Source organism: Neoalteromonas facilis, assembly GCF_002807665.1.
Taxonomy (GTDB): Bacteria; Pseudomonadota; Gammaproteobacteria; order Enterobacterales; family Alteromonadaceae; genus Alteromonas_E; species Alteromonas_E facilis.
Window position 1 is genome coordinate 104345 of sequence record NZ_PEAY01000005.1, and the last position, 26800, is coordinate 131144.

Genomic DNA, 26800 nt, shown 5'->3' on the forward strand with positions numbered 1-26800 from the left:
GCCTGACCTGCTGACGATAACTGCTGGTGCTGAAGCATTGTCACAATATTTACTTGCGCAAAAACATTAACTCACTATACTGTACAAACATACAGTATCAATTTTATGTTTATGTCAGCGTTAATTACTCATCTAAAAAATAAACAATTGCTATGGCAAGCATCGCAAAACAGTCAGTCGAATGTATCTAAACTGTCTACTGGAATAGCATCGCTTGATGAAGCTCTCAATGGCGGCTTTCCCGATCATGGTGTAGTGCGTATCAATAGCGTGATGAGTGTGGGCGAATTGCGTTTATGCATGCCTGTTATTCAAGCGAGGCAAGCAGATTTACGCCAATTGTTCTTCCTATCACCTCCGGCTGAGGTGAATGCGGAAATGCTAGCTGAATACGACATTAATTTAGATAGTGCCTTTTTCATTGCGCCAAACGAAACCAGCGATACCCTATGGGCATGTGAACAATGTTTGAAAAGTGGGGTTTGCCATACTGCAATATTGTGGTGTAACACCCTATCGTTAAGCCAAGCCAAACGCTTACAAGTCGCCGCAGAACAAAGTCACAGCCTACTGATTGTGTTTCAATATACGGCGCAGGTACAACCCCTTCCAATTAGTTTGTCGATGCGTATTACACGTTCACAGCAACTGCTTCACATCGATATTGATAAACAGCGTGGCGGGTGGCCCGTTTCAGGACTGCAAATAGCACATACGCTAAATGGTATAAAACAGCGTTATCTTCATGAGCGTACAACAGGGATGAATAATGTTGTTCACTTACATGCCCAACAATAAACGCTATGCATGGCTTGTGGATTTACGTACGCTTCAACGCGTTACAATTAGGCAGCATCATTAGCAAAGAAGGCATACGCGCCAGTGATGCCAAACAACCCATTGCTATCTACGACGCTCTAAATAATCAACTTTGTCAGCTCAATCAATGCGCTTCTGATTATGGCCTCAAACAAGGCCAAGGGTTAGCCTCAGCCAGTGCATTATGCGCAGAATTACACATCATTGAATATGATCCTAAGCATGAGGCACAACGCCTTAATGACATCGCACAACAGCTGTATGGCGTGACAGCCGATATTGCTCTGGATAAACCCAACGGTTTATATTTACGCGCCGACAACATGCTAAAGCTCTATGCTGATCTAGCAACCTACTGGCAAACCATCCGTTCTCTGCTAAGTCATTATCACTACGATTATGCCAGTGCTTATTCCATGAGCGCCGCGAAAGTATTGGCTCAATCACAATACAACTGCGTTAACGCAGACAAGCATCAATGGCAAAAGGCATTACGCCAGTGCAAGCTTGAACACAGTGGATTAACCGATAAGCAAATACATGCATTAAAACGTGTTGGCATCCGTTCATTTGATGACTTATTTGCCCAACCGGTCAGCGCACTGGCTGCACGCTTTGATGGCCCGATGTTGCGCTACTTAAGCGAGTTAAAAGGGGAGCGATTCGAACGCTTACCGCTGTTTAGACCTAAACGCGAATTTCATGCCCACTCTGAGCTTCTATATGAAATCACACTCAGCGAACGGTTACTCAAGCCACTTGGTTATCTACTCAAACAAATGGAGCGTTACTTGTTCCAGCGCGCATTGGTTACCTTTGATATAACCGTTGCATTACAGCTACGTGATAAACAAACACAACATTGGCAGCTGCACAGCGCACAGGGCGAAAACCGGTGTTCAGCATGGCTATCGATCGCCACCGTAGCGATTGAAAAACTCACGCTAGAAGCGCCTGTGCAAGGACTAACACTATCTGCCACCCAGCTCACTTCCGCTGTTGCAGCCAATGATGACTTTTTTATCCATCAACCATCAGCATTAACACCGTTACAGTTATTAACGCGTTTACAAGCCCGTTTAGGCGAGCGTAGCGTATATCAGTTAGCGCTACGCAGTGATCATCGTCCTGAGTATGCCAGTCAGCGCGTATACCCTTGCGCATCAGGTAAAACCATAACGCCTGACCTGTGTACGCCATTGCTCGATCGACCATCGCTGTTACTGACGACACCTCAGCCCTTATCAGAAAAAAGTACAATCTTGTCGCCACCAGAGCGAATAATCTCTGGCTGGTGGAGCAACGCTACCTGTGAACGTGATTATTTCATTGCACAAAATCCACAGGGGCAATATTTGTGGGTATTTCGCGATCAACAAAACCATTGGTTTGTGCATGGGTATTTTGTCTGATGTACGCCGAATTATTTTGCCAATCCAACTTTTCTTTTCTACATGGCGCTTCACACCCAGAAGAGCTTATCGCACGAGCTGACTTTCTTGGTTACTCTGCGTTGGCCATCACCGATGAATGTTCGATTGCGGGAGTTGTCAGAGCCTATACCGAAAAACAGCAAAAAGAGTTAGCTATCAAGCTCATCGTGGGTAGCTATTTTGTTCTCAACGACCATTTTAAATGTGTGTTGTTATGCCCTAACCCAAAAGCCTACAGCGAGCTGTGCAGGATCATCACAAATGCGCGTCGGCGCGCCGAAAAAGGCACTTACCAACTCGACGAGTGGGATTTAAAAAGTGTGCGCCACTGCCTAGTCATATGGCTGCCTAATTCATCCACTGACGATCAACAAACATGGGCCACTTGGCTTCTAAAGCATCACCCAACGCGAACCTGGATAGGGGCCCAGCGTTTGCTTCTAGCCAATGAAGAAGAGCACTTACGTCGTATTGAAGCACTTTCGGCCACTTTTCAGTTGCCTATTTGCGCTTGTACCGGTGTTTTAATGCACGAACCAGAACGATTGCCATTACAACAGGTGTTACATGCCACCCGCACAGGTACCTCGGTGCAAGCACTGGGCAAGGAAGGGCTTAGTAATGCCGAACGCTGTTTACGTAATCTAGAAAAACTACGCAAGCTTTACCCTAGCGAATGGTTAACTGAAACAAAGCATATCGCAGAACGCTGTCACTTCTGTTTGTCCTCGTTACGTTATCAGTATCCTGCAGAATTGATCCCACAGGGTTTCGATGCCAAAAGTTACCTGCGCCTCTGCGTTGAGCGCGGAATAAAAAAGCGTTTCCCACAAGGCTTAAGTGATGACATTCGCAGCATTATCGAAAAAGAGCTGAAACTCATTAGCGAGCAACACTACGAATACTTTTTCTTAACCATATTCGATATTGTTTGTTTTGCTAAACAACAAGGCATTCTGTACCAAGGCAGGGGGTCTGCTGCCAATTCAGTGGTTTGTTACTGTCTGGAAATCACCGCCGTTGATCCGCGCCAGATTAATGTTTTATTCGAGCGCTTTATCTCTAAAGAACGTAATGAGCCGCCGGATATTGATGTTGATTTTGAGCACGAAAGGCGCGAGGAAATCATTCAATATATCTACCGCAAATATGGTCGGGAACGCACGGCACTTGCGGCTACCGTCGTGTGTTATCGCTTTAAAAGTGCATTGCGTGAAGTGGGTAAAGCTCTCGGCATTAATCGTTCACAACTCGACTTTTTTATCGCCAACGTCAACCGCCGCGACCGCAACGTGAGTTGGCAGTCCCAACTGGGTGAATTGGGCTTAGATCCAGACAGTCAGGTTGGCCAGCAGTTGGTATCGTTGGTCAACGAACTGATCGGCTTTCCGCGTCATCTATCACAGCATGTAGGCGGCTTTGTGATTTCCTCTGGGCCACTTTACGAGTTAGTACCCGTCGAAAATGCAAGTATGCCAGAGCGTACTGTTATTCAGTGGGATAAAGATGATTTAGAAAGCTTAGGCTTACTAAAAGTCGATGTGCTGGCACTGGGCATGCTAACCGCCATACGCAAGTGTTTTGAACTGTTATCGCATCATTATCAACATGCCACCTGCATCGCCGATATTACACGCTGGGGTGATGACCCACAGGTCTATAACATGATCCAGCAAGCCGACACCGTAGGCGTATTCCAGATTGAATCACGCGCTCAAATGTCGATGCTACCGCGCCTCAAACCCGCTTGTTATTATGATCTTGTGGTACAGATTGCCATCGTTCGCCCTGGCCCAATACAAGGTGACATGGTGCATCCTTACTTACGCCGTAGGGATGGTAAAGAAGCCATCGAATACCCATCAAAAGCAGTCGAAGCCGTACTCAGGCGCACCATGGGAGTCCCCATATTTCAGGAGCAGGTCATTCAATTGGCTATGGTTGCCGCAGGATTTAGTGGCGGGGAAGCTGACCAACTACGACGCGCCATGGCCAGCTGGAAGAAAAATGGCAAGCTCATGCAGTTTCGGCAAAAACTTATCAACGGCATGCGGCAAAAAGGTTATGAAGAGGACTTTGCTGAACGCCTGTTTGAGCAAATCTGTGGCTTTGGTGAATATGGCTTCCCTGAGTCACACTCAGCATCTTTCGCAGTACTCGCTTACGTATCGTCATGGCTAAAGCATTACTATCCCGAAGCCTTCTATACCAGCTTACTCAACAGCTTACCTATGGGGTTTTATTCACCTTCTCAACTGGTACAAGATGCAAAACGTCATGGGATCGAGGTCAGGCCAATATGCATCAATCAGTCGCGCTATGAACATTACTTACAACCTCATCGCGGTGGTTTTGCTATTCGTTTGGGTCTTCGTTTAGTCAAAGGACTATCTCAAGCAACGGCTGAACACATACTATCATTGCGTCCAAATACTGGGTTTGCTTGCGTGGCTGATGTTCGCCGTCTCAATGTCAATCAACTAGAGCTTCAAGCACTAGCCAGTGCAGATGCGTTTGCTAGCATTGCCGGTAACCGCTACCAAGCTCGCTGGCAAATCATGGAAAGCGTTTCACAATTGCCACTCATGCAGCAGCAACAGGATCCACATCAACTCAGCCTTATGCCCAGTGATGTTGATAATCTGGTAGAGGATTATCAAGCCACCGGCCTGTCACTAAACAGCCACCCCGTCACGTTATTGAAGCAAGCCGACTTACTACCGCGTTTTACCTTGGCTCAAGAACTTATGCATAAGCCACATAAATCGGTGGTCACGGTGGTAGGCTGCGTCACCGGTCGACAAGCACCAGGAACCGCTTCAGGTGTTACATTCATTACCTTAGAAGATCCCACAGGGAACATTAATGTTATCGTCTGGCAAGCATCGGCACGGGCCCAAAAGAAGGCCTATTTGAAGTCCACCCTACTACAAGTAAACGGCATTCTAGAACGCGGTGATGGCGATGTTATTCACATTATTGCCGGCCGCTTAACCGATCTCTCACACTTGCTAGACGAACTAGACGTTAAAGCTCGGCAGTTTCACTGACATCATTAGCGTGAAGCGAACAAAAAGTAACGGGATTAAACGCATTTAGCATTACTTTCGTATAGACTAGCTGTCGATTAATTAATCCCTTATCTAAAACTATAAAAACAAGGTTTTCATTCATGAATAAACACAAGTTACCTGTATTGGTATCGTTGTTGATGACAGGCGTCATCACAGCATGCCAACCTCAAGTACAAGAAACTCAAACCCAACCTACAGTCAGTGAAGAAGTAAGCGACGTGAGTATAGAATATCCTGTCACCGCAAAAGGTGATGTCGTTGATACCTATTTTGGTACAACTGTAGCTGACCCTTATCGTTGGCTAGAAGATGATCGCAGTGCAGAAACAGAAGCTTGGGTTATATCACAAAATACCGTTACTCAAGGTTATCTGGCACAAATTCCTTACCGCGATAAAATTGGTGAAGTGGTTAAAAACCTAATCAACTATGAACGTGTTTCCTCACCCTTCAAAGAAGGTGATTACACCTACTTCTACAAAAATGATGGGCTACAAAACCAAAGCGTTGTGTATCGCCAAAAAGACGGTGGCGAACCTGAAGTCTTTATCGATCCAAACCAATTCAGTGAAGATGGTACCGTATCACTTGCGGCACTTACGTTCTCAGAAGATGGCTCACTAGCAGCCTATCAAACCTCTACAGGCGGTAGCGACTGGCGTGAAGTGTACGTTATGGACACTGCCACAAAAGAACTATTGGCAGACAAACTCGTCAACGTCAAATTCAGCGGCTTATCGTGGTACAAAAACGAAGGTTTTTACTACTCAAGCTATGACAAACCTGAAGGTTCAGAGCTAAGCGAAAAAACCGACCACATAAAGTGTATTACCACGCGATTGGCACTGAACAAGCCAATGATCAGCATATTTATGGCCATGTTGACGCAGAAAAATATCGCTACTTATGGGCGGGTGTAAGTGAAGATAATCGCTTCCTGTTTATTGGCGCGGCAAATGCCACGTCAGGCAACCGTCTTTTGATGAAAGATCTCGACAAACCTGAAGCTGAATGGGTAGTGGTTAAAGATGACATCAGCTCTGACGCTTTCCCAATTACGACAGACGGCGATAAGCTGATCATTGTTACCAACCATGATGCGCCGAATCAAAAGGTTGTTGTCGCAGACGCGAGTAATCCAAGCGTCGAAAATTGGCAGGATCTGATCCCCGAAACCGAGAATGTTTTGCAGCCTAGCACGGCTGGAGGTTACATCTTTGCTGAATACATGGTGGATGCTATTTCGCAAGTTCAGCAGTATGACTTAACCGGGAAGCTGGTTCGAACTGTAGAACTGCCAGGCGTAGGCTCTGTGGGCTCTTTCTCAGGTAAGCGTAAAGACACAACAGCTTACTATACGTTTGAAAACTACAGCACGCCCACAACGGTATATAGCTTCGCAATCGAAAGCGGTGAAACCAGCTTATACAACAAACCGGAAACAGCCTTTAACGGTGAAGAATACGTATCTAAGCAGGTGTTTTACACCTCAAAAGATGGCACCAAAGTACCGATGATTATCACCCATCATAAAGACACGGTGCTAAATGGTAAAAACCCAACCATGCTATATGGCTATGGTGGCTTTAACGTAAGCCTAACCCCTCGTTACAGTTCAACTACGGCAGCTTGGTTAGAATTAGGCGGTGTTTACGCCGTACCGAATATCCGTGGTGGCGGTGAATACGGTAAAGCATGGCATAATGCAGGGACACAAACCCAAAAGCAAAATGTGTTTGATGACTTTATTGCAGCCGGCGAATATCTTATCGAGAATAACTATACCAGCAGCCAATATTTGGCTTTACGCGGCGGCTCAAACGGCGGCTTATTGGTCGGCGCAGTCATGACGCAGCGTCCAGATCTAGCCCAAGTTGCATTGCCTGCAGTTGGGGTACTCGATATGCTTCGCTATCACACATTTACAGCGGGCGCTGGTTGGGCGTATGACTACGGTACATCCGAGCAAAGTGAAGAAATGTTCAAGTATTTACTTGGCTATTCTCCCGTTCACAACGTGAAAGACGGTGTTGAATACCCTGCGACCTTAGTTACAACCGCTGATCATGATGACCGCGTAGTACCTGCACATTCATTTAAATTCGCAGCAACGTTGCAGGCTCATCAAAGTGGTAAAAACCCAACCTTGATCAGAATCGAAACCGATGCAGGTCACGGGGCAGGTACACCAGTTAGCAAAACCATAGAGCAATATGCTGACATCTATGGATTCACACTGTTCAACATGGGCATTACAACGTTGTAAACCCGCCTTTTGCATAGCACAAAACATAATGGCGCTATTTGAATTTCATAGCGCCATTTACCAACCCTACATACGCCACAATCCATTGCCTGATAAAATTGGGCTTGTTTTCAGGCTTGCTTTCTACAACGCTCATAACGTCTTCTTCGGTCAAAATAATTGCAGATATTGAGTGATTCATTGCGTTTCCTCTTTGATTAGTGAAACACAACCCTAAAACCTCAAGCTAACTTGAGGTAAAGTGTTATTTTAAATTTTTTTAAATTCGGAGTAATCCAATGGCCGGACAAGCATTGAGCGTCGGAGCTGTAGCTAAGCGATGCGGTGTAGCGGTATCGACATTACACTTCTATGAGCAAAAGGGACTGATCAGCAGTCAACGCAATACCGGCAATCAGCGTCGTTATAAGCCTGATGTTTTACGGCGCGTATCCGTGATTAAAGCGGCTCAAACGCTGGGCATTACGTTGCAAGAAATTAAACAAGTGTTTGCAGCATTACCCAATGAAAGAACGCCATCTAAACAAGACTGGGCTGATATTTCAGCCACATGGCATGTCATGCTAAATCAACGAATAAAAGCACTCGAAAGCCTTCGAGACTCGTTATCGAGCTGCATAGGGTGTGGTTGTTTGTCACTCAACAGTTGCCCGCTATATAACCCGAATGATGAGCTTGCGGTTAAGGGGCCGGGACCGGTTATTTTGAATGATCGTGAAGGAAAGTAGTTAGCGCTTTAAGAAGTCTAAAGTACGGTTCATACGAACCGCACTTGAAGTGTTACGCCGCTTTACCAAGCTTCATTTTTATCGCCAAATCTAATAATCCAGCCCGTCAGATATGCGGCTAAGAAGCAAGTTGGCGTTGCTATAATGTCAGGTTTCAATAACCAAGAGGTAAATGCCAGTATTAACAATGTAAACTCTATAAATTGCACATGACGTCTTGAATTAATTCCCAACATATTGGCTTTGAACCACCAAGGCTGCTTTTTCCACTGTTCAGTTTCTTTATCTATCACAGTAATCTCCTCTGTTAATTTTGAAATATCTACTTCAAATACAGAGGCAAGGCATTTTAATGTTTCAATGCTAGCTTTTTGACCACTTTCCACTCGTTGGATTGTGCGCACATTTAAACCCGAATGCTCAGCAAGTTGCTCCTGAGACCATTCGTTTTTAGCTCTTAGCTTTTTTATAATCATAATAGTTCCTCAACACTCTGTGAGGCCATAATCCATCAAATAGCTCACTGTCGGGTACGACTTAACCCCGACAGTACTACTATAACTGTTCTACAACAGTAACATTTTACGAATATTTAGATTGAAGAATTGTTGGGTATTTGGATGTGAAAACCTATTGTTTTAAGTTGCCGTACATAAGAGATTCTCTTAGCTTCCTATTTACCCTCGCAACAATATGCACGTCAAATCGATAAGGGTGGGTAATTCAACAAACTACAAACACGCCCATTCATTTTATTCTACTTCGTTTTCGCAGAAATTTTACGAAAACAACAATCCTCTCAGCCATTTGAAAAATTAATCTCAATAAAATCAATGCCCTATGTATTGGCATAGAGGTTGCGTTGTTCGTTACATCACTTTGTTCAGGAGTAAACGATGGATATTAAAAGACAAAAAACGCGATCTGTGTGGCAGCGCAACAAGGTATTGTCCTTATGCGGGGTTACGTTGGTCGCGATTGTGCTTCTGTGGAAATTCTCTTTATCAGAAGATGGGCAGCATGTTACGAAAAAGGACATGTGGTTTGGCACAGCACAATCTGGCGATTTAAAGCTAGAAGTTCAAGGGTTCGGAAAGCTCAAATCCAAGTATCAAAGGCTTTTAACCGCTCCAACCGGCGGCATAGTCGAGGAAATAGTCTTGAAACCCGGCGCTGTGGTAACTCAAGATGATGTGATATTGCGGCTGCACAACCCTGATTTAGACCAACAAGTCGTAAACGAGCGTTTATTGCTGAACACTGAAAAAGCCAACCTTCGCCAAACAAAAGTCAATAATCAGCGAGAACTGTTAGCCCAACAAGCGCGTCTCGCTGAACTTGAAGCGAAATCTGGTGTAGCAAGCTATAACCTAGAAGCGACTACCACGCTTGCAGAGAAAGGCATCATTTCACAACTTGATCACAAAAGAGCTCAGTTGGAATCTCAGCAGCTGAAAAAGCAACTTACGATCGAAAATCAACGACTAACCCAATTAAAAGCCGTACACGAAGAGTCCATCAAAATACAGTTAGAGAAAATAGAGCAACAACAAGGCAAGCTAGCTGCCATTGAAGTCAAGCAATCTCTGTTGGTAGTCAAAGCCAGTATTGACGGCGTATTGCAAAAATTACCAATAGAGCTAGGACAAAGTGTTTCCGAGGGTGAAATTCTTGCCTTTGTCGGTGGAACCAAGCAGTTGATTGCAGAAATCAATGTGCCGCAGAACCAAGTAGAGCAGATCCAAATTGGCCAAGACGTTCTGATCAATACACGCCAAGACAATACGCATGGGCTTGTCGTACGGATTGATCCCGTTGTAACAGGAGGTACTGTTCTAGTCGAGGTAGAGCTCACTGGCGATCTACCAAACAATGCGAGGCCGGAACTAAGTGTGGATGCAACAATTCAGGCTGGAGAGCTCACTAATGTAGTTTACATTGAGCGGCCTGTGAATATTCAACCGGGCTCCACTGGCACCCTCTATCGACTCAATCAAAATCAAGATAAAGCCCACGCCACACCCATCACTTTTGGGGCTGAGGCTGGGAAGTACATTCAAGTGATTAGCGGTGCCTCGCATGGAGACCGCTTTATTCTGTCAGATACATCTCACTGGCAACAATTTGAATCCATTATACTCATTTAGACAGGAGACGTTTTATGACCGCACAAGCCAATATTCAAATGAAGAACATAACCAAAGTGTACACGACCGAGGATATTGAGACTCACGCTCTTAGAGATATCAATCTGGATATATTTGAAGGCGACTATGTTTCAATATCAGGGCCCTCTGGATGCGGAAAATCGACACTTCTGACAATTTTGGGACTTCTAGACTCACCAAGTAGAGGCACATACTTCATTGCGGGACAAGATGTTAGCCAACTTGACGCTGACCAACGTGCTGATATTCGCAATCAACACATTGGGTTTATATTCCAAGCCTTTAACCTCATCGACGAACTCAGCGTTTTCGACAATGTTGCATTACCGCTGAGGTATCGCAATGAACCGCTTACCGAACAGGATATTAAAACGCGGGTAATGAACGCACTCGACAAAGTCGAGATGTCTCACAGAACCGCACATAAGCCCAATCAACTATCGGGTGGACAGCAGCAGAGAGTTGCGATTGCTCGCGCACTGGTCGTAGAGCCTACCGTATTATTGGTGGATGAACCAACTGGTAACTTAGATTCCAAAAATGGTGATGCGGTTATGCAAATGCTGTCTGACTTAAATGAGCAAGGCACTACCATTTGCATGGTGACTCATGACCCCCGCTACGCAGACATGGCAAAGAGACAACTCTACTTGGCTGATGGTGTAATGCTAGCGACAATGGATGGAAGGGCAGCACTATGAACGCTTTTCTTCAAGAACTAAAAATAGCGATTTATAGTCTACGGCGTCGCACTGGATTCGTAGCGACCGTAGTGCTAACACTGGGCATTACACTAGGCGCATTAGTTACGTTCTTTAATCTCAACCATGTGTTGTTACTCAAGCCCCTACCTTATCCAGAGCATGAACGCTTGCAACTCACGCAACATGTCATGATCGATAGCAATGGCGAAGCAACTCACAACTCACCTTTGGTTCCCGGACTACTGCACACCTATAAAAATCAACAAAGCTTCGAGCTAATGACGATTTTGAGTACAGGGAGTGAATTTCTGACAAGTCATCATGAGCAACCTAGGCTGGCGGTAACATTCACAACACCAGAATACTTTGAGTTGCTCGCCACACCCATGACAATAGGAAGAGCATTTACTCAAACCGAAGGGTTAGGGCAGAACAATCCGGTTGTGATATTGAGTTATCAAAGCTGGCAAAAGTGGTTTCAAGGTGACCCTCAAGTGCTGGGGCGTAAGATCACACTTCGCAATACCAGCTTCACCATTGTAGGTGTCGCCGCTCAGGACTTCATGGAGCCTGAAATTCTTGGTGAACTCAGTGATGTTTGGGCCCCTTGGGATTTTAATGGCATGGATGAAAGCTTGCTTAAGAGTTGGAACAATGGTCAAGGTAATATTGCCGGGTTTGGCAGGCTAAATGCGACGACTGATGAACGTGAAGCGCAAGCACAACTGAGTAATTCGTTAGCTGATGCATATCAAAACTTTCTATCCGGTATTGAGAATCGAGCCGAATTAAGTGGCAACATTGTGTTGCGCTTTCAATCACTCAAAAGTCGGCTACTCGGCGATAGTCATTTACAAGCACTGTTGTTAATGGGGTCGGTTTTTGCCTTACTGATCATCGCCAGCGCTAATGTCATAAACCTCTTCTATTCTAGAGCAGCAGAAAAACAGAGAACTTTTGCCATTCAGGCTGCATTAGGCGCTCGTAAGAGACACCTATTTACAGCTATGTTTGCAGAGAGTTTGATCTTAACAATTGCGTCAAGCCTGCTGGGGCTAGTTATCGCAATGTGGGGTATAGATTTAGTCAAATCGTTGGGGCAAGGGCAGTTCAACCGTTTACACGAATTAGGGTTGGATATGTGGGCCATACTATTTAGCCTGTTTGTGTCAATTGTTTTAGCCGCAGTATTTTCATTGTTGTCTAGCAGCGTGGTTAACTACGACAACCTGAAAGAACAGCTACAGAGTAGTGGTAAAGGAAGCGGCCTACAGATTTCTAAACAGACGCGAAACCTATTGGTTGTCAGCCAAATATTTTTGGCCAGCTTACTGCTGATTGGTGCTTCAATGGTGTTGGGCCAAGCATACTCCGTCATGAATAAATCGCTTGGCTATGACAAAACCGTGATGCACAGTTTCTCGCTTGATGAGCGTGTTGGGTTGATTGAAGCCGATGAAATTGCAAGAAGAAATCAAATGATTAGCGACATCACAACACGCATAAATCAGCTTCCACAAGTCGCTGCTATAGCGCCGTCATTCAATACCGCTATTGGTTATAATATGACGATGGGTGCGATGGATAGAGACAATAATAAGCGTGGTTCTTTCCCAACCAATTTTGTATCTTCAGAATATTTCCAGACCTTACAAATTCAAGTTGTTGAAGGGAGAATGTTCAGTGAACAAGAAGTTAGAGATAACGCCCCTGTTGCTGTTTTAAGTCGTTCCGCGGCTGAGCAAGTTAGCCAAGGGGAGAGTGTTGTGGGACTGAAGTTAACCATTGGTGGCGGCCCGCTTAGAACCATCGTGGGAGTAGTAGAAGATGTGTTTGATCCAGTGCGCACAGATGAAGCGCAATACCACGATGCATACTTACCTCACGCTCCATGGAATATTCACTTTATCATGCGTTTACAACCGGGTGCAGAATTGGAAAGACAGCAGCTTGTAACGCTTATCCGCGATATTGATCCTGGTTTGAGACTAGCCAACTACAGAAGTTTTACCGAGAGACATGACAGTGTAATGCTGCAAGATAGGATAACAGCGGGTGTTGCTGCAGGACTATCAACCCTTGCATTATTACTCGCTGGCACAGGTATATTTGGCGTACTAAGCTACAGTTCCCATATGCGACGTTATGAGTTGGGCGTTCGAATGGCATTGGGTGCGAAAACGAGACAAATCAGCGCCATGGTGATTAAAGACAACATGAAACCTATAGGCATTGGCCTAGCACTAAGCCTGATTGTCGCTGCGGCATCTTATGTGGTGGGGCAACAATACTTTGGTTGGTTTGATGGGTATAGTGTGTCTCCCTTGGCCATTACGGTACCGGTAATTTTGTTAACCGCGCTACTAGCGAGTTTTCTACCGGTGAGAAATGTGATCCGAAAAGATCCGATAAAAGCGTTAAGAAACGACTAATATTTGAGTCAGGCTGTCGCGCATAGCCTGACTTACATTGAAACACAATTGGGATAAACGGTATGGAACCGGTCATATTAGTGGTAGATGATCAGGTCGATCTGCGTTTGAGTACGCGCCTAGTGCTAAACAACTATGGATACACTGTGCTAGAAGCTGACTCTCCAGAACAAGCGCTTCGCATGCTTGATGAAAAGACGCGAATTGATCTGGTGTTGCTAGACATGAATTACAACAGTGATACTACCTCTGGCGAGGAGGGATTATGGTTCCTGAAAAAACTACAGGAGACGTCTTCCAATATCCCTGTGGTACCCATGACGGCTTGGGCCAGTATTGAACTCGCTGTGAAGGCAATGCAACTTGGTGCCAGCAACTTTATTGAAAAACCATGGAAGAACCAGCGGTTGTTACAAGTTATCAAACAACAATTGCAAATAAACGATTTGCAGAAAGAAAACCGCAAACTTAAGCAGCAACAGCGGGACAAACAAGCAGAACAAAAATCGCTTGTTTGGGAGTCGAGTGTGATGACGGAGTTGATGAACAAGCTTCAGCGCTTAGCGCGCTCCGATGCGGCTATTTTACTAACAGGCGAAAACGGCACTGGTAAAAGTTCTGTGGCTCAATTCATTCACGAAAATTCCAGCCGCAGTGAAGGCGACTTTATTTCAGTGAATATGGGAGCTATTCCAGAGTCATTGTTTGAGAGTGAAATGTTTGGCCACATTAAAGGCGCTTTTACCGATGCAAAAGAGAATCGCATCGGGCGCTTTGAGCTAGCAGAAAATGGCACGTTATTTTTAGACGAAATTGCCAATATCCCGATGTCTCTACAGGGGAAATTACTGCGCGTACTAGAAGAAGGCTATTTCGAGAGAGTGGGTTCTAGTGTTAGCCAAAAAGCCAATGTTCGATTGGTTTGTGCGACCAACGCAAACCTAACAGATTTGATTGAGCAGGGGCTTTTTCGCGCTGACCTTTATTTTCGATTAAATACATTGGAGGTAAATATTCCCGCTTTGCGCCATAGACAAGAGGATATTTTCCCACTCGCCCAACAATTCCTTAAATTGCATGGTCACAAATATGGGTTAGGAGAACTGGAGTTATCAGCTTCAGCCATCGATAGACTCCACCAATACCACTGGCCCGGTAATGTTCGAGAATTAGGGCATATTGTTGAAAGAGCTGTGTTGTTGGCCGACCAAACCCTGATCAGTGGCAAAGACATCGACCTTGGTACTTTACCCTCACCAGCAGAGTTGACAAAAACAGACATAGACAACGATATCCCTTTAATTCCTTTGGTCGAGGCTGAACAAAATCTGATAAAAAAAGCCTTAACATTACATAACGGCAATGTACAAGCTGCTGCCAAAGTATTAGGAATTACTGACAGTGCGCTATATAGACGCATGGAAAAATTTAAAATAGTTAAGTCTTATGTCAATGGAACCTAAAGCTGAAAGTCAGCGTTCGAATAACGCAAGTGGGTTATCACTAGAATCTGAACTGAAATATCTATCGATTTTATTCTTGTTAATAGTGACGGCTCTCTTTGTATTAGTCGCTTACTTCGCAGATTTATCGTTGAAGCTCTCGCTGAGTATATTCCTCATTCTCATAATAGGCTTGGGCGCCTATTTATTAAGGGTATACCGGCGTGTTGTCCAGCCAATGGATAACTTAGTGAATATCATCGAAGCCATTAGACTCGAAGATTATGGGCTATCGCCAAGGTTGACGTTTAAACAGGGCGTAATGGCTCAACTGCTGAGTGAAACAGCAAACTTGGTTGAAGTACTACAGCAACGCAAGGAGCGGTATAACCAGCAAATTTATCTTATTTATCGCTTAATTGAACAACTCGACCTTCCTGTCATGGTATTTGACGAAAAGTTACGCCTTAGTCATGGAAATGAAGCTTTTGGAAACTGGTACGGGCAGCCATGGGGGGTCGTCAAAGGCTTATCTTGCAAAAGAATTGGGCTTGATGTCGCAAAAAATGGACGTTGGCAGTTTATAAATCCGGATATTCATCAGGGCTGGCAGATACGCAGTAGTCGGTTTGCGAATGGCCGTGATATTCATCAATTAATCATACTTAACAATATCAAGTCAGAAGTAAGACAAGTACAACAAGATGCTTGGCAACAAATCATTCGGGTACTCACTCACGAAATTAGGAACTCTTTGACGCCAATTTGTTCAATGACGGAATTGATGTTAGACACTCCCGAACTGGATGAAAAGCTGCGCACTCCTTTGCAAGTTATTGATAACCGCAGTACAAATTTACTCAACTTCGTAGAGCGTTACGCAGATACAGCTAAGTCTATTAAGGTAGTTAAAAAGGAATTAGCGACTGACACTTTAATAAAAAAAATATGCCCTCTATTTCCTGACAATAGTATTCAATTTTCAGGGCCTGGCTTAACCCTATTCGCTGATCCCGTGCTACTCGAACAAGTATTGATTAACTTGATTCGCAATGGCATGGAATCACAAAGATCTAACAAGTGTAAGGATCCGGTCATTATTGAATTTGATGATACAGAGGTCCAAACCACTATTAGAGTGAAAGACAAAGGCGTTGGTATCGCCAATCCAAGCAATCTGTTTGTACCATTTTACACGACGAAAGAGGGAGGCCAGGGGATCGGGCTTACCCTTTGCCGTAAAATTGTTGAACAACATCAGGGCAGTCTGACTTTATCAAATCGTTCCGATGGGGGTGCGATAGCAACTATTCATTTACCCAAAGAAAAAACCGCCTAACTGAGAGTCGTTAGCTTACAAGCGGCGAAAAAGCTATTTATGGGTTACGAGCCTGATTTTCTCGTTAATGTGAACCTTTTGCGTCTTTAAGCTCTGCTCCAAGGATATCGTCGCGTTGATGAATGGGAAGTAACTGTTGATGAAACTCAACGTGAGTCAAAGCTACTGTTCCGGGCGATTGATTGCTATGGCAGTCTAAGCCCCCAGCAACAAGATTAGCGCAAGTTTTCTTGTCCAATCGTGCCTGATTGGAATAATCATATGTCACACAACCTGCCAACATATTCAATATGCACATGGCTGCACCAGCAAAAAGCGTTTTGGTAAGTTTCGCTAGGGACATATAGCGCTCCGTGTAATGCACTTATCAAATCATACGATAACAACAACTACCCAACAGTTCCATTGATGGGAAAGGATGAAATTAATAATGTTCGGCTATTTTGCTACAAAAAGTTAACCTAAACACGTCATTATAACGTATGGTTTTGAACCATTAGCAATTACCTCAATCGCATCGCAAAGCAACACTATATAACGGAGAACATATGTTTAAATTTACCACTACACGTCTAAATCAGGCACTCGCCGTAAGCTGTGTGGTTCTGATGTCTTTAGGCAGCCCCGCACTGGCGGATGAACAACTTGCTGCCGCTGTAGGCGCAGAAGAGCGTGCCGACGAAAGCGTGCGCGACCAGTACAGGAACCCTATCGAAACCCTCGAATTTTTCGGTATTAAACCCAGTATGACAGTGGTTGAGTTAGCGCCAAGTGGTGGTTGGTATACCGAAATCCTTGGGCCTTACTTGGCTGATGATGGTCACTTAATCGCTGGTCACTTTAATATGGAGCGAGAAAACGCACCGGGCTATTTCACCCGAGCAATGGCCGCGTATCAAGAGCGTATTGCCGATAAAGAACGCTTTGGTGAGATCACTATTTTACCATTTGATCCACCAGCTAAAAGTAGCCTAGGTGAACCAGCCTCAGCGGATATGGTGTTATCTTTCCGCAGCGTTCACGGCTGGAAGCGCGATGGAGTTTTTGCTGATGTCATCAAGTCAGTGGTTGAAGTGCTTAAGCCTGGCGGCGTATTTGGCATCGTAGGCCATAGGTTGCCTGAAAACGGTGATGACAGCACATTTACTGGTTACGTGAAACAAAGCTGGGTCATCGAAGTTGCCGAAGCGAATGGCTTAACGTTTGTTGAAGCATCTGAAATCAATGCCAACTCAAATGATACTGCTGATCACGTAAACGGTGTTTGGTCATTACCCCCCTCATTGAACGTTGACGACGAAACCCTAAAAGAGCGCAACCGTCAAATTGGTGAAAGCGATCGCTTTACCTTGAAGTTCGTTAAACAATAAGTCTGTCGTTAATAAAGTCAGCGCGTGATCGCATTCTAGTTTTTCTAGTGCAATGCGATTGCCCGCTGGCCACGCTCGATGACACATGACGCCCAAATAACCTATGGTTATTTGGGGCAGAGTGATAATACATCATTAGTTAGGTGTTAAATCGACCCATATCGGTGCACTATTCTCATATTTATGGAGCTTCACCACTGCTTAGGCTTCTCCGGATAACTAGTTTATTAATTAACTGCTCTGGAATTGTTTTGTCATAGTTTATATATAGATCAGGTTCCACAGGTTCATGTGTCTGTCCGCCTTTCGGTCTCTCTAAATAAAAGCGAGGGCTGATAACTTGGAGGTTTGAGTTTTCTAACGTTAAAAATTGAGTTCCTCCTGTTTGTCCGCTTCTTCCACCCGTAGGCTCTCCAACTAGTTGACCAAAATTGTGGTCTTGAATAACGTTAGCGAACAAAATTGAAGAAGAATAAGTAAAGTCACTGATTAATACAGATACATCACCTGAGAATTTAGTTACTTCCGTGTTAAATTCCCTTAAAGACACTTCACCTTCAACGACGTCGCCCACTTTATTCTCTTTACTGGCTCTACCTTCTAGAACCTTAACTTTGTATTTGCTACCGGTACGCCAAGGTTTATCAGATAAATAAGGCAAAATGCCATCAATCCAAATAACGTCATCACCACCTCCATTTTCTCGGACGTCAATAATTAAATGTGTTACTAAAGAGTTATTAAGTTTTTCGAATACGCCGTGTAAATAGGTAACAACGTCTTTGTATTCGGCTCCCCAGCTAAAAGTGTTTATTGTTAATAAGGCATTTTCTTGATCCAGTATTTCAAATTTAAAGTTGTCCGAGAAAACATCATCTAGGTTAAATTCAACTTCACTGGCAGGTACGTTTTTAGATAATGATTTACCAAACTTTATTAGTTGCAAATCAAAGGTGTCAATGTTGCCGTAATATAACCAAATATACTCGGCCATTTTCTTCTGTAGTAAAGCTTTGCGAAATGAATCGGTATCACCGTTGGTTCTGTTTAATAGTGGAGCGATAAAATTTTCAGTTCGTTGGCCATTAATTTCTAAAATTTCGTAACCTCGAAGCTCCGTTGGCTTATTATCGATCGTAGATTTAATAACCAGTTTATTGTTGTTAAACACCACCCTGTAAGGAAATAAACCGCCGCCATTTTTTATGTGCTGATTCGCTAGCGTTTTAAGCTTTGGCAGGTTTATCACCGTGTGACCATCGCTTAAGGTTTTATTAAACACCGTTACCTTTCGCCAAAAATCTAATACTGTAATTGGTTTATTTATGCTCTCTTTAAAAGTCTCAATATCTGAATAAAACGCGTCAACATTTTCGACTGTGTATGACAATTGTGGATGGGTTTTGTCAATGAACTCAATCCATTGGTCCATATCTTGTTTGACTTCTTGAGGTTGAAGTAATTTATTTAAATCAGTTTCTGCTTTTGCGATTGAGTTAAAACTATTGATAAAAAGGATAAATATAAAAATAAAGTATCTCATATGATTGTTACCTATGATGTTGTGTAAATTGACGGTTTAAATCATATGAGAAGTCAAAAAAAACTATTCATTAAAAGCGTTGTAAAGTCCTTGGGAATTCCTTGGTTAAATAAAGCCAATTAAAACAATTAGTTACCATCTGTAAATTTAATAATTTCTGTTTCTTCATTTTCTCTAAAAGAAAATATGCACATTTTTCTACCGTCATGACACTTAACAAATCCTGCATGTCCATCAAAAGTTAAACTATCACTTAGCAACTGACCGGAATTCAAATCGAATATCTTAAACTTATTACCTGAAGCCCAAATAAGGGTGTTTTTATCCCACATGTCCCAGAAGGTATTAAACTTTATGTTTTCTTTGTCTAGCACTTTTTCAACAACCCCGCTCGAGAGATCTTTTTTCCAAAGGCCACGTTCGTGGAAGCGAGTAAAGAATAACTCTCCATTATATTGCTTGGCGGAAAAAGCGTTTAACTCTAAATCTGTGATTTTTAGGGTGAAAAGATCAATAGATTTTAGTGACCAATATTCATTATTACCTTCAGAAAAAATAAGCTGGTTATCATCTGTAATACTGAAATTAAATACTTGGTGCTTATCTTTTGAGAGCCATTCTGTTTCAGCGATCTCAAGGTTGTAACGGAATAATCTATGCCCAGACAGTCCATAAAATGTATTTGTTTCAATCGAAAACTCTAACTCTTTAGAGTCAGGGGGTAGGGCAACATTTTTATGCTGAACAAACCCTTTTAAGGTTTGTTGCCATAACTGTTTCTCCCCCGAACGGTTTGACATAAAGTAAAAGGATTCATCAGGACCAAACATCGCATTGAAATCGTAATACGGACTTGTGATAAGTGGGTTAATAGCGAAATGGCCGTTATCTTCTATAGCCAGTGACCAAATGGCATTGTTAATACTGACCTTTTTTATTGCATAAACCTGTCCTTGTGACAGCATGGGATAATGGCAAGTAAAGCTTAAGTTAGCTAATAAAGTTTGTTTTTCTGATCTCAGGTTATATGACCAAATGCTGTTGTCTCTGTCGCAATAGATGAGTTCTGTATCGCTTAGCCAACCAATCCTATCAATTAGGTAAGGTAATTTGAGCAACATCTTAGATTCATTGTTATCAAGGTTATTAATTGATATGTGACTTTCCTGCCACAGCACGTTCCTTATCACAGCTAGTTGTTTACCGTTTGGAGAAAGTGTAAAGGAATAGTCTCCTCTCCCAGATGATGTTGGTGAGGTGATGTTTCGTTCAAACCCAGTTCTTAAGTCAAGCCGATACACTTTGTATGGGTCTGTTAATGCGTTTGCTCTTGAATAGTAAACATGGTTTCCGTCGATGGAAAAAGCCGTGGTCGACCAAAATCCCCCCTTACCACAGCTCGCAATTTTTTCAGCCTTATGCTTATCAAGGAGTTTAGAACTAAAATCGAGTAACCAAACCTCACAAGATTGCTTCGTGTGTTTATGGTAAACAATTTGATTAGCATCATCAGAGAACACGGGTGAGCCGAAGTACGTGTTAATTTCCGCGGTTAACACTTGCACTTTTCCTGACGCTAATTCTTTAACTTTTAAAGTTGGGGTAATGTTGGGCGCTTTGTTAACGTAGGTTAGCCAACGCCCATCTTTGCTGACGTCAAATTCGTCTTCTCTACCTGACTCATGTGACAATATTTCATACGTTTTCAATGAAATGGAATCTTGAGCGCCTAGATTGTTATTGTCTTCTTTTGAGGTTGTAACTAGGTATACGGCAGAGTATGAGATGGCGACCAAGATAATGCCTAAGAGAATGACTTTAATTAACCACATATTGTCTAATACAGACTCTTTCTCAGGTTGCAGCTCTACTAAAGAAGGAGTCTCAGTTTGAGTATTGTTAGTCGGTTCCTGTAACAATATGTCATCTAGCTTATGTACTTTTGTTTCTTCTGAAAATCGATAACCTCTTTTAGGAACAGTAATGATAATCTTATTACCATTCTCTCCGCAGCCTATTAATTTCCTTACTTCTGAAATAACAGACGAAATTGTGCTCGACTCTTTGTGAGATGTTCCCCATACCTCTTTGAGTAGTTCATCATAGGTAACAACCTTGCCAGCATTAGAGATTAAAATAAGTAAGCATTTGTTGATTCGAGAGGGGAGTTGTTTTTTCTCTCCGTCTAAATAAATAATCTCTTGCTTATCGGGGAAAAAAGTCCATTTTTGACTACTAAAAACTGCCATTTACATTAAAGTCCGCAATTACTTATGAAAGTAAAGTGTGCCAATATAGCAGATAACATACCTAGCGGTCCCAATATCCCTTTCAGTGTTGGCTCAATCGCAAAACATTCCACTGTCGTACGAAACCACTCTCTCAATATTTGGTTTGGGAATAGACGGTGCGATCGCGACAAAAATGACGGATGAACCTGGTACTGATTTTAGTAGTCGAACTATCGCTACCTGGTATTAAACGCTTTGGGTATCATTGCCAGCCCAAACCAAATGAACCAAATAATTTGGCTTAAGCCGAACGCCTCTTTGGTTGCAGGGATGTCTTGATAGGTTGTGATAATGCCAATCAAGCCAACGAAAATTCCTAAAAAACATAACGGCTTTGTGAATCGTTGTTGACGGAATGCACAAATGCTCACCAATAACACCCACACGCCTCCAACAAACTCAATACCGCCACCCAATGCATTCGCAATCGTCGTATAGGTAACAAATACAATTTCGGCTGAATCCTTACCTTCAGCAACCTGATGGATCATCGTCTGCATACCCACCAGCGACGTCATTCCGGAACACATCATGAGCACGACCCAAATTAAGCCAAATATACTTGCGCTATTCACTAGGTGAGAACGGCGAGATGACAGGGTGCTATGAATGGCCTGAACGGCAATCAACAATAAGCAACCAAACACCAAATACCCGACCATGTACGCAATACTGATTAATCCCTTATTCGCTGCTATATAACTCATTTTTTCAGACAATATGGCTGCTTGTGGGAATGACAATATCACGCCAAAAATCACAAACATGCATATGTAACAAAGTGGCATCATGAGTAACGCAGCTGCGCCTATTCGTTGAAGCTTGATATCATTTTGCGGGTTCGCGTTAAAATCTGAGTGCATACAATTTAAACCTTACAAGACAATTGAGTTCATGTTTACTAGGCCAAATCTTACGTAAAACCTACATGTAATTCGTCCGTGCCACGTAAGAAAGACAACTTACTGAACAGCTTCAAATTAAATATGAATACCCAATTGGTTCGTTTGGCATCAAAATAGTATGATTGAAGCCCCTTACATATCTAACGAGTACAATTTCTGCGGCACAAGCATTGTGCATCGCGGATCAGTAAATAAATTAAAACATTATGTTAGATCTTTTTATCTCTGCACTGTCACTGTCAGTAGCCATTTTCTCGTTATTTCTGCTCCCTAGGAGCCGGTCAAAAGGGCCTCTTATTTTAGTGCTTATCTGCTTAATCTATTTTTCTGCTGGATCGATGGTTTTCGCATTAATACCATCACTAACACAATTATATATTAGCTTTATTCCGACCGTATTTTTCTTATTTACTCCGGCTTTCTGGCTTTACCATGATGCGACGATTTCGCGTAAACCATGGCAATGGCACATATCATTTTTAAAACACTTCGCACTCGTTCCCGTTATGCTCGTATTCGGCACTCTCTTGTTGATGCTACCGAAAAGTGATTTTCAGCAAATGTTTTTTTCTGCTGAAATCGTCAGTTCAACATGGCTGAAAGTCTTATCGTTAACATTTCTTATAGTAGTACTGTGTTGGTCCGTGATCAGCTCGGGTTATATTTTAAGTATTATTTTCAGAACCGTTCAGTACAGAAAGCAAATCCGATTATTATATGCAGATGAATCTAAGCGAAATCTCCACTGGATTAGCGTTACTTCAGCATTGATTATATTCACTTGGGTATACGGGTTAATTGTTTTAGCTTATGAAGATAAGCTGCAAGGTTATGGCTTTTCTGAAACGGGTATTTTGGTATTACTTACAGGCATTGTCTGGACGGTATCGCTATTTGGATTAAAGCAAAAGCCGGTATTTGAAGACACTTTGCAGATTATTGATGATGAGCCCGATCTGCTCGATAAAAAACGGTACGAGCGCTCTGCGTTGAACGAAGACGATTTAAAGCGAATTGCATCCAAACTATCTGCAGCGATTTGTGATGATGAGATATATCTTGATCCAGCCTTAAACCTAATCAAGTTATCAAAACTGATTGGCGAGCCACCTCAGTATATTTCACAGACCCTCACACAACATCTTGGCACAACATTCTTTGATTTTGTTAATCAGGCCAGAGTTAAAAAAGCTGAACAATTACTCGTTAGCAGTGATAGTTCAGTTCTTGATGTAGCGCATTCAACGGGTTTTAACTCCCGATCATCTTTTTATAAAGCATTTAAACAGTACACAAATGTAACCCCAAGCCAGTTTAGAGCCGCCAATCGGTAATAATTGTCCATGGTGGGTGTGATAAGGCATGTTAACTAGCTAGGGTATGCAAACCCCTAAGCCACTTGTTTTTATGTTCTTTAGTAAGAGTCGATTTGAGTTTAACTGCTTGGATTGCTTATTTTTTTGTGAAAGTGATAGGCATATTGGGCATTTAACTTAGCAAATTAGCTGATCCTTTTACGAATCATTGACGCAAAGATTAGGTCGCAATTCTTAGCAGAGTTATCTATCTTTACCTATAGAAATCGAGGAGGGCATATGAAGTCGATTGCACTACGTTTCTATTTCGCCATTACTTTAATCTTTGCATTCTCTAGCGCTGCAGCAGAGCGTGTGCCTGCGTCTACTCCACAAGATACAACTATTACATTAGCAGCGTTGCAATTCCCCCCCTATGCCTACACAGAAGCAGGATCTGATGAGTGTGTTGGCTATACCGTTAAACTAACCAAAATGATTTTTAACGCCAAAGGGTACAACGTAAAAGCGATATGTGCGCCAGCAATACGTGTATATCGAATGATTGAATCAGGCGAAGTCGACCTTACCGTCAACATCAAATCAACCAAATTGTTAAAAGACACTGTCGATTTTATCGAACCACCCTTTGGTAGTTTGGACCTTATTTTTTTAAGTCATGAAAACGAAGGATTTGAAAATATGGTCAGTGGTATACGCGGCTTTGACTATAACGGACACCGCCAATTATTAGTGGAACAAGGTTATACGTTCCAAGACACGCCAGGAAGCATTGACGCAATCAAGATGTTTATGAGAGGGCGCACAAGACACTTGATTACGTATAAAGCGCCGTATCGCTTTTATTTGGAACAAAACAGTTTTGACATACCCAAAGGTGTCAGTGCTAAAAGTTTAATGTCTTTACCCACGTTTTTTGCCGTGTCTTTAAAATCAAAAAACAAAGACCTCATAAAGCAGGTTTTTGAAGAGCACAGTGAAGCGACTCAGGCTACACGTTTTGATGAGCTTTTACCGATATACTGAGTAGCGGAATCACAAAAGAGTGATAGCAGAACACAAAAAAGCCGGCATAAGCCGGCTTTTATTATTCATCCGATAACTACTTATTTACGCAATTTTTGAATTAATCGTAATTGCGCAATGGCTTCGGCTAGCTCAACGGCAGCTTCAGCGTAGTTAAAGTCTGTGCCTGGGTTAGCAATATGCTCTTCAGCGCGACGCTTAGCTTCTTCAGCGGCTTGTTCATCGAGATCTTCAGCACGTACCGCAGTATCTGCTAGTACCGTTACTGTTCCGGGCTGTACTTCTAAAATACCGCCGGCAATATAAATCATCTCTTCTTCGCCAAACTGCTTAACTAATCGCACCATGCCAGGCTTTAATGCAGTGATCAGTGGCGCGTGACCCGGGTGGATACCCAATTCACCTTCGCTACCGGTTACTTGTATCGTCTCAACGCGGCCTGAAAACACTTGTTCTTCAGCGCTTACCACATCAAGATGTACTGTCATTGCTGCCATGGGCACCTCCTAAAGTGAGCGCTTTCGCGCTCAGACTTATTTCTTGTTGGCTTTCTCAATCGCTTCGTCAATTGAGCCAACCATGTAGAAGGCTTGCTCAGGCAGGTCATCGTAATCACCTGCTAAGATACCCTTAAAGCCAGCAATCGTGTCTTTAAGCGATACGTACTTACCAGGTGAACCTGTGAAGACTTCTGCTACGAAGAACGGTTGTGACAAGAAGCGCTGGATCTTACGAGCACGTGTTACCACTTGCTTGTCTTCATCAGACAATTCGTCCATACCCAAGATTGCGATGATATCTTTAAGCTCTTTATAACGCTGCAATGTGGTTTGTACACCTTGTGCAGTGTCATAGTGCTCTTGACCAACTACAAGTGGGTCTAGCTGACGTGACGTTGAATCCAACGGGTCAACCGCAGGGTAGATACCCAAAGAGGCGATATCACGTGACAATACAACGGTTGCATCCAAGTGAGCAAAGGTTGTTGCTGGTGATGGATCCGTCAAGTCATCCGCTGGTACGTATACCGCTTGGATTGAAGTGATTGAACCTGTCTTAGTAGACGCAATACGTTCTTGCAGTACACCCATTTCTTCAGCCAATGTAGGCTGATAACCTACCGCTGATGGCATACGACCTAGAAGTGCTGATACTTCAGTACCGGCCAACGTGTAACGGTAAATGTTATCAACGAAGAATAGTACGTCACGGCCTTCATCACGGAATTTTTCCGCCATGGTCAAACCGGTCAATGCAACACGTAGACGGTTACCCGGTGGTTCATTCATCTGACCGTAAACCAACGATACTTTATCAAGTACATTTGATTCGTTCATTTCATGATAGAAATCGTTACCTTCACGAGTACGCTCACCAACACCTGCGAATACTGAGTAACCGCTGTGCTCGATTGCGATGTTACGGATAAGCTCCATCATGTTTACCGTTTTACCTACACCGGCACCACCGAATAGACCAACTTTACCACCCTTAGCGAATGGGCAAACTAAGTCGATTACTTTGATACCTGTTTCAAGTAGTTCAACTGCACTTGATTGATCTTCGTAGCTTGGCGCTTCACGGTGAATAGACATACGCTCTTCTTCACCAATTGGGCCTGCTTCGTCGATTGGGTTACCTAATACATCCATGATACGACCAAGTGTCGCTGTACCTACTGGAACAGAGATTGGTGCACCTGTATTTTCAACTTTCAATCCACGACGTAAGCCATCTGTAGTACCTAGCGCGATACCACGGACAACACCGCCACCTAACTGCTGTTGCACTTCTAGGGTCAAACCCTCTAAGTCACCTTCGGTCACTTTCAGTGCGTCATACACTCTTGGTACTGCTGATTGTGGAAATTCGATATCCACAACGGCACCAATGATTTGGACGACCTTACCTTGACTCATAATTAGTCCTCGTTATCTTTAAACC

The 26800-nt window shown here is 43.2% G+C and carries 20 protein-coding genes and 1 pseudogene; 13 read left to right on the plus strand and 8 right to left on the minus strand.

The window, feature by feature from the left end; all coding sequences use genetic code 11:
* Window positions 1-111 precede the first annotated feature (111 nt).
* From imuA to CSH93_RS15060, 4 genes and pseudogenes are all read left to right on the plus strand, one after another.
* The gene (imuA, locus tag CSH93_RS15045; RefSeq protein ID WP_164078390.1) at window positions 112-798 is read left to right on the plus strand and encodes a translesion DNA synthesis-associated protein ImuA; all 687 of its coding nucleotides are present in this window, start codon (window positions 112-114) and stop codon (window positions 796-798) included.
* Window positions 799-803: 5 nt separating this feature from the next.
* A complete protein-coding gene (locus CSH93_RS15050; protein ID WP_100644115.1) occupies window positions 804-2231 on the plus strand; it encodes a Y-family DNA polymerase in 1428 nt (475 codons plus the stop codon).
* The gene (locus CSH93_RS15055) at window positions 2231-5302 is read left to right on the plus strand and encodes an error-prone DNA polymerase (RefSeq protein ID WP_205663365.1); all 3072 of its coding nucleotides are present in this window, start codon (window positions 2231-2233) and stop codon (window positions 5300-5302) included. The genes CSH93_RS15050 and CSH93_RS15055 overlap by 1 nt, the downstream gene beginning before the upstream one ends.
* A gap of 122 nt (window positions 5303-5424) precedes the next feature.
* Window positions 5425-7592, plus strand: a pseudogene (locus tag CSH93_RS15060) (prolyl oligopeptidase family serine peptidase).
* 34 nt (window positions 7593-7626) lie between these two features.
* Here the strand turns inward: CSH93_RS15060 and CSH93_RS17955 are convergent.
* Window positions 7627-7773 (minus strand): hypothetical protein, encoded by a 147-nt coding sequence (locus tag CSH93_RS17955; RefSeq protein ID WP_164078391.1) that lies wholly within the window; start codon window positions 7771-7773, stop codon window positions 7627-7629.
* Window positions 7774-7870: 97 nt separating this feature from the next.
* Here CSH93_RS17955 and soxR point away from each other — a divergent pair, with 97 nt between their 5' ends.
* On the plus strand, window positions 7871-8320 hold the full coding sequence (soxR, locus tag CSH93_RS15065) for a redox-sensitive transcriptional activator SoxR (protein WP_100644116.1): 450 nt from the start codon (window positions 7871-7873) through the stop codon (window positions 8318-8320).
* Between the two features lie 62 nt (window positions 8321-8382).
* Here the strand turns inward: soxR and CSH93_RS15070 are convergent, their stop codons facing one another.
* Window positions 8383-8796 carry a helix-turn-helix domain-containing protein gene (locus CSH93_RS15070; RefSeq protein ID WP_100644117.1) on the minus strand — a complete coding sequence of 138 codons (414 nt, stop codon included), beginning with the start codon at window positions 8794-8796 and terminating at the stop codon, window positions 8383-8385.
* 420 nt (window positions 8797-9216) lie between these two features.
* Between CSH93_RS15070 and CSH93_RS15075 the strand changes: the two genes are divergently transcribed.
* From CSH93_RS15075 to CSH93_RS15095, 5 genes are all read left to right on the plus strand, one after another.
* A complete protein-coding gene (locus CSH93_RS15075; RefSeq protein WP_100644118.1) occupies window positions 9217-10467 on the plus strand; it encodes an HlyD family secretion protein in 1251 nt (416 codons plus the stop codon).
* A 14-nt stretch (window positions 10468-10481) separates the two neighbouring features.
* Entirely contained in the window at window positions 10482-11189 is a 708-nt protein-coding gene (locus CSH93_RS15080) for an ABC transporter ATP-binding protein (RefSeq protein WP_100644119.1), read from the plus strand.
* Entirely contained in the window at window positions 11186-13624 is a 2439-nt protein-coding gene (locus CSH93_RS15085; RefSeq protein ID WP_100644120.1) for an ABC transporter permease, read from the plus strand. Before CSH93_RS15080 ends, CSH93_RS15085 begins: the two co-directional genes overlap by 4 nt.
* A 62-nt stretch (window positions 13625-13686) precedes the next feature.
* The gene (locus tag CSH93_RS15090; protein WP_100644121.1) at window positions 13687-15087 is read left to right on the plus strand and encodes a sigma-54-dependent transcriptional regulator; all 1401 of its coding nucleotides are present in this window, start codon (window positions 13687-13689) and stop codon (window positions 15085-15087) included.
* Entirely contained in the window at window positions 15077-16405 is a 1329-nt protein-coding gene (locus tag CSH93_RS15095) for a sensor histidine kinase (RefSeq protein ID WP_164078392.1), read from the plus strand. Before CSH93_RS15090 ends, CSH93_RS15095 begins: the two co-directional genes overlap by 11 nt.
* A 64-nt stretch (window positions 16406-16469) precedes the next feature.
* Here the strand turns inward: CSH93_RS15095 and CSH93_RS15100 are convergent, their stop codons facing one another.
* Window positions 16470-16748: a hypothetical protein gene (locus tag CSH93_RS15100; RefSeq protein WP_100644123.1), complete on the minus strand. Its 279-nt coding sequence runs from the start codon at window positions 16746-16748 to the stop codon at window positions 16470-16472.
* A 205-nt stretch (window positions 16749-16953) separates the two neighbouring features.
* Between CSH93_RS15100 and CSH93_RS15105 the strand changes: the two genes are divergently transcribed.
* The gene (locus CSH93_RS15105) at window positions 16954-17775 is read left to right on the plus strand and encodes a class I SAM-dependent methyltransferase (protein ID WP_240615626.1); all 822 of its coding nucleotides are present in this window, start codon (window positions 16954-16956) and stop codon (window positions 17773-17775) included.
* 181 nt (window positions 17776-17956) lie between these two features.
* On the opposite strand, the gene CSH93_RS15110 is transcribed toward CSH93_RS15105, so the two are convergent.
* The 3 genes from CSH93_RS15110 to CSH93_RS15120 all read right to left on the minus strand — a co-directional run bounded on the left by CSH93_RS15110 (window position 17957) and on the right by CSH93_RS15120 (window position 22472).
* Entirely contained in the window at window positions 17957-19318 is a 1362-nt protein-coding gene (locus tag CSH93_RS15110; RefSeq protein ID WP_100644124.1) for a S41 family peptidase, read from the minus strand.
* A gap of 128 nt (window positions 19319-19446) precedes the next feature.
* Window positions 19447-21567 carry a winged helix-turn-helix domain-containing protein gene (locus CSH93_RS15115; protein WP_100644125.1) on the minus strand — a complete coding sequence of 707 codons (2121 nt, stop codon included), beginning with the start codon at window positions 21565-21567 and terminating at the stop codon, window positions 19447-19449.
* A gap of 218 nt (window positions 21568-21785) precedes the next feature.
* Entirely contained in the window at window positions 21786-22472 is a 687-nt protein-coding gene (locus CSH93_RS15120; RefSeq protein WP_100644126.1) for a hypothetical protein, read from the minus strand.
* 380 nt (window positions 22473-22852) lie between these two features.
* Here CSH93_RS15120 and CSH93_RS15125 point away from each other — a divergent pair, with 380 nt between their 5' ends.
* Window positions 22853-23848, plus strand: a complete 996-nt coding sequence (locus CSH93_RS15125; RefSeq protein WP_164078393.1) for a helix-turn-helix domain-containing protein — start codon at window positions 22853-22855, stop codon at window positions 23846-23848.
* A 261-nt stretch (window positions 23849-24109) separates the two neighbouring features.
* Window positions 24110-24856, plus strand: coding sequence for a transporter substrate-binding domain-containing protein (locus CSH93_RS15130; RefSeq protein WP_100644128.1), 747 nt, complete (start codon window positions 24110-24112; stop codon window positions 24854-24856).
* 80 nt (window positions 24857-24936) lie between these two features.
* Here the strand turns inward: CSH93_RS15130 and CSH93_RS15135 are convergent, their stop codons facing one another.
* Together CSH93_RS15135 and atpD are read right to left on the minus strand one after the other, a co-directional pair.
* Window positions 24937-25353, minus strand: coding sequence for a F0F1 ATP synthase subunit epsilon (locus CSH93_RS15135; RefSeq protein WP_100644129.1), 417 nt, complete (start codon window positions 25351-25353; stop codon window positions 24937-24939).
* A 36-nt stretch (window positions 25354-25389) separates the two neighbouring features.
* Window positions 25390-26775 carry a F0F1 ATP synthase subunit beta gene (gene atpD, locus CSH93_RS15140; protein ID WP_100644130.1) on the minus strand — a complete coding sequence of 462 codons (1386 nt, stop codon included), beginning with the start codon at window positions 26773-26775 and terminating at the stop codon, window positions 25390-25392.
* Between the last annotated feature and the right edge of the window lie 25 nt (window positions 26776-26800).

Bases quoted from the DNA above. Each gene is read 5' to 3' on its own strand.
- imuA (WP_164078390.1), top strand. From the start codon at position 112: ATGTCAGCGTTAATTACTCATCTAAAAAATAAACAATTGCTATGGCAA.
- CSH93_RS15050 (WP_100644115.1), top strand. From the start codon at position 804: ATGCATGGCTTGTGGATTTACGTACGCTTCAACGCGTTACAATTAGGC.
- CSH93_RS15055 (WP_205663365.1), top strand. From the start codon at position 2,231: ATGTACGCCGAATTATTTTGCCAATCCAACTTTTCTTTTCTACATGGC.
- CSH93_RS17955 (WP_164078391.1), bottom strand. From the start codon at position 7,773: ATGAATCACTCAATATCTGCAATTATTTTGACCGAAGAAGACGTTATG.
- soxR (WP_100644116.1), top strand. From the start codon at position 7,871: ATGGCCGGACAAGCATTGAGCGTCGGAGCTGTAGCTAAGCGATGCGGT.
- CSH93_RS15070 (WP_100644117.1), bottom strand. From the start codon at position 8,796: ATGATTATAAAAAAGCTAAGAGCTAAAAACGAATGGTCTCAGGAGCAA.
- CSH93_RS15075 (WP_100644118.1), top strand. From the start codon at position 9,217: ATGGATATTAAAAGACAAAAAACGCGATCTGTGTGGCAGCGCAACAAG.
- CSH93_RS15080 (WP_100644119.1), top strand. From the start codon at position 10,482: ATGACCGCACAAGCCAATATTCAAATGAAGAACATAACCAAAGTGTAC.
- CSH93_RS15085 (WP_100644120.1), top strand. From the start codon at position 11,186: ATGAACGCTTTTCTTCAAGAACTAAAAATAGCGATTTATAGTCTACGG.
- CSH93_RS15090 (WP_100644121.1), top strand. From the start codon at position 13,687: ATGGAACCGGTCATATTAGTGGTAGATGATCAGGTCGATCTGCGTTTG.
- CSH93_RS15095 (WP_164078392.1), top strand. From the start codon at position 15,077: ATGGAACCTAAAGCTGAAAGTCAGCGTTCGAATAACGCAAGTGGGTTA.
- CSH93_RS15100 (WP_100644123.1), bottom strand. From the start codon at position 16,748: ATGTCCCTAGCGAAACTTACCAAAACGCTTTTTGCTGGTGCAGCCATG.
- CSH93_RS15105 (WP_240615626.1), top strand. From the start codon at position 16,954: ATGTTTAAATTTACCACTACACGTCTAAATCAGGCACTCGCCGTAAGC.
- CSH93_RS15110 (WP_100644124.1), bottom strand. From the start codon at position 19,318: ATGAGATACTTTATTTTTATATTTATCCTTTTTATCAATAGTTTTAAC.
- CSH93_RS15115 (WP_100644125.1), bottom strand. From the start codon at position 21,567: ATGGCAGTTTTTAGTAGTCAAAAATGGACTTTTTTCCCCGATAAGCAA.
- CSH93_RS15120 (WP_100644126.1), bottom strand. From the start codon at position 22,472: ATGCACTCAGATTTTAACGCGAACCCGCAAAATGATATCAAGCTTCAA.
- CSH93_RS15125 (WP_164078393.1), top strand. From the start codon at position 22,853: ATGGTTTTCGCATTAATACCATCACTAACACAATTATATATTAGCTTT.
- CSH93_RS15130 (WP_100644128.1), top strand. From the start codon at position 24,110: ATGAAGTCGATTGCACTACGTTTCTATTTCGCCATTACTTTAATCTTT.
- CSH93_RS15135 (WP_100644129.1), bottom strand. From the start codon at position 25,353: ATGGCAGCAATGACAGTACATCTTGATGTGGTAAGCGCTGAAGAACAA.
- atpD (WP_100644130.1), bottom strand. From the start codon at position 26,775: ATGAGTCAAGGTAAGGTCGTCCAAATCATTGGTGCCGTTGTGGATATC.